Here is a 2,676-nt window from a genome sequence, read left to right as displayed (position 1 = left end):
GCCAGAGCCACGATTACAAGCGGCATGGCACTACGACATTGTTTGCGGCGCTCGAAGTCGCCACCGGAAAGATCATCGCGGCTCATTCAAAACGCCGTCGCCGCGTCGAGTTCCTCGACTTCATGAACGGCGTTATCGCGGCCTTTCCGGGCCGAAAGCTTCACGTCATCCTCGACAACCTCAACACCCACAAGAAAAACGAGCACTGGCTCAAGGCCCACCCCAACGTGCAATTTCATTTCACGCCGACAAGCGCGTCCTGGCTCAATCAGGTTGAGGTCTGGTTCTCGATCTTGCAGGGGCAGTCACTTAGCGGCACCTCCTTCACAAGCCTCAAGCAGCTTCAGGAACACATCAATGCCTACAACGACAAAGCCGAGCCCTTCGTCTGGACCAAGAAAAAGGTTCGTCAACGCCCCTTCAAAGGCCGCCGTATCACTCAGCTCTGATTCCGGGTACTAGACGCAGATCTCACGCGGGCCCACACTAATAATCCGGCGGCACCACCGGCGGACGATCCTGATGGTCTAGGAGCCCAACCTGTTCCAGCACCGAGTGAATAAAATGCGGGGCGCCCGCCTCGTGGGGAGACAGCCCATAGAATTCCTGCGCCGCCATCGAGACCAACTGCTCCTGCTGTTCCCGCGGAATCTGCTCTAGGGCTTCCCTCGCTTTTGCGGCGAACTCGGCCGACACTACCTGAGTTTCCAAAAAGCGATCCTGTTGGGTCGGATTTCGGCGCAACTCCTCCAGCCACCCTGCTGTGTATTCGTCTTCGTCCGGGTGGACGAGAGGTATCAGTCGCTCGACGCGATCTTTCAACCACAGGGCGCCGTCCTTGTCGATACTCAGGTCCTCTCCCTCCACCTGGACGTTCGCCCACGCGCTGTCTTTCAGCCGCACCGCCGGGCCGTTCGACCAGCCGTCCTGCACGATGGTCGTCTCTCCATCGCGTCCGTTGCCGCGGCGTAGCTCGTTCCATGCGTGTCCAGTTCGCGTGGCCGAGATGGTGTGATCGGCGTTCAATTCCATAATTTCCACCTCGCCGCCTGCATTCACGACCGATTCACCATCGCGCAAATGCGGCGCGTGCGAGACTGCAGCGAGGCGCGCGAATTGATCGCAAAAGCCTGCGCCCAGCGCGCCCGCCAATGCCATCTGGTTGTCGCGATCGAGGCCGCGGTAGGCCAGACGTGCGCCTACGACGTTGTGCCCGTGGGACGGCTCGCCATCCGCGTGAACGTTGCCGCGTCCGTGCCTGAGGAGCAGGCGAACGTCGTGCACTGTCTGACCGGCCGCGGTGATCCGAGCGGGGCTTCTGACCGGATCGCCAGTCATCATGGCCGCAATGAGGTAGGCGAGTTGCTGCATCTCATGTCGCTGTAGTGCCACACCGCGTCGTTGTTGCAACGTGTTCGGCGACGTTCCCAGAGCGACTCGGGGAGCCATCGCGGCCGGTTCCGATGCCGTCGCAGCCGGTCCCGATGCCGTCGAAATTAGCGCGGACCATTGGCGATCGCTGGCGCCGCTGTCGCTGCGGGCCGTTGAGTGCGAGGCGCCGTCGGCGCTCGAACTATCATAAGGCGAGCCTACTCCTGAAGGCTTTGAACAACAAATTCCCACAAGCAATCTCCTTTATGCTGATGAAATTTCACTGCACCAATGCCCCTACAGAGGAGCTCAGGCGGCACCGTTAAGCTAACGGATTGGAGCGGCCGGGATATCCCCTTCGCGCCCGGCACGCGGAAAACGGAACATGATAGCCTTCATGCACATTCCCTTTAGTCTATCTAGACTCTCATTCCGCCGGTCCTCCGCGGAAATTGAGCGCCCGCGCCACGTACCAAGAAAGATCATCGTCGGACGACTCTGACTCGACACATCCTTCGTCTTCGTCGCTACTTCGTTCAACGGGATCCTCGCTCTCGGCTTGAAGATACAGCCGGGGCTTGTCTGCCCGCTGCCATTCACCCTCGTTGTTCATCGTTATCGCCCAACTGATAGCTGAAGTACTTCGAACCCGCCTCGTCATCTACGGTCGCACCGACTCTAGCGACAATTGCGGTGCGCTCAGCTTTTGAGGACACGAAATCCAAGTACTCTTGAGGATTATTGGCTATGTGCCTGACGTCGACACCATAGAAGTCCCTCAACTCTTGCCTGAACTCATCACTGTCCATCTCGTAGATAGAAGGTTCAGCGGTAAGGGAACACGGCCGTGTCGCTGACGACGAACTAGTGCCGGTCAAGCGATTCCGTAAACCTCTGATTATCTGCTGCCTGCTCCGATTCATCGGCATGGCCTGCGCTTGTGGGTTGGCTGGATGAACCAGTGATTCTGCTAACCACGCGATTCGCTCCTATCGACTGATCTGCGCTGTAGTCAATATCGGTCTACTTAAGACTTGCTAGCAGGGTAAGCGAGCAATCTGACAACAAGCTGACGAGCCTTCCTTCGACGGCGCGGCAGTCTGACGCTGTGGCTGACGGAAGAAGCCTTGGCCGGCAGGCAGTCGCTTCGACGCACGACGCGTGGCGGCCGACCCGCTATTCCGATCTTGCCATCGAGACGGTCCTGACGCTAGTACCCACTTTTCTTGGAACGTGAGTCGTGATTCAAGATATGGATGATCCCCGAAGCAAGAGAAGTCCACCTTTCGCGGAGAGACCGCAAGG

At 58.7% G+C, this 2,676-nt stretch carries 3 protein-coding genes and 1 pseudogene; 2 read left to right on the top strand and 2 right to left on the bottom strand.

All coding sequences use genetic code 11. The features are described 5' to 3' along the window. A partial coding sequence (locus tag K359_RS0147585) for an IS630 family transposase (RefSeq protein ID WP_029085213.1) occupies positions 1-449 on the top strand: 449 nt, incomplete at its 5' end. Positions 450-486: 37 nt separating this feature from the next. Here K359_RS0147585 and K359_RS60720 read toward each other — a convergent pair. Continuing rightward, positions 487-1,371: a type III secretion protein gene (locus tag K359_RS60720; protein ID WP_156929136.1), complete on the bottom strand. Its 885-nt coding sequence runs from the start codon at positions 1,369-1,371 to the stop codon at positions 487-489. A gap of 427 nt (positions 1,372-1,798) precedes the next feature. Next, the gene (locus K359_RS65610) at positions 1,799-1,984 is read right to left on the bottom strand and encodes a hypothetical protein (protein WP_245284957.1); all 186 of its coding nucleotides are present in this window, start codon (positions 1,982-1,984) and stop codon (positions 1,799-1,801) included. Positions 1,985-2,471: 487 nt separating this feature from the next. Here K359_RS65610 and K359_RS62855 point away from each other — a divergent pair. Continuing rightward, a pseudogene (locus K359_RS62855) lies at positions 2,472-2,584 on the top strand (IS5/IS1182 family transposase); the annotation flags it as partial. Positions 2,585-2,676 lie beyond the last annotated feature (92 nt).

This window comes from Bradyrhizobium sp. th-b2 (assembly GCF_000426785.1).
In the GTDB taxonomy this organism is placed as follows: Bacteria; Pseudomonadota; Alphaproteobacteria; order Rhizobiales; family Xanthobacteraceae; genus Bradyrhizobium; species Bradyrhizobium septentrionale.
Note: the sequence above shows the minus strand (reverse complement) of the source record. Positions and strands in the feature narration are given on the sequence as shown.

What these genes read in the sequence shown, in the direction of transcription:
- K359_RS60720 (WP_156929136.1), bottom strand. Translation starts at nt 1,371, where the DNA reads ATGCAGCAACTCGCCTACCTCATTGCGGCCATGATGACTGGCGATCCG.
- K359_RS65610 (WP_245284957.1), bottom strand. Translation starts at nt 1,984, where the DNA reads ATGAACAACGAGGGTGAATGGCAGCGGGCAGACAAGCCCCGGCTGTAT.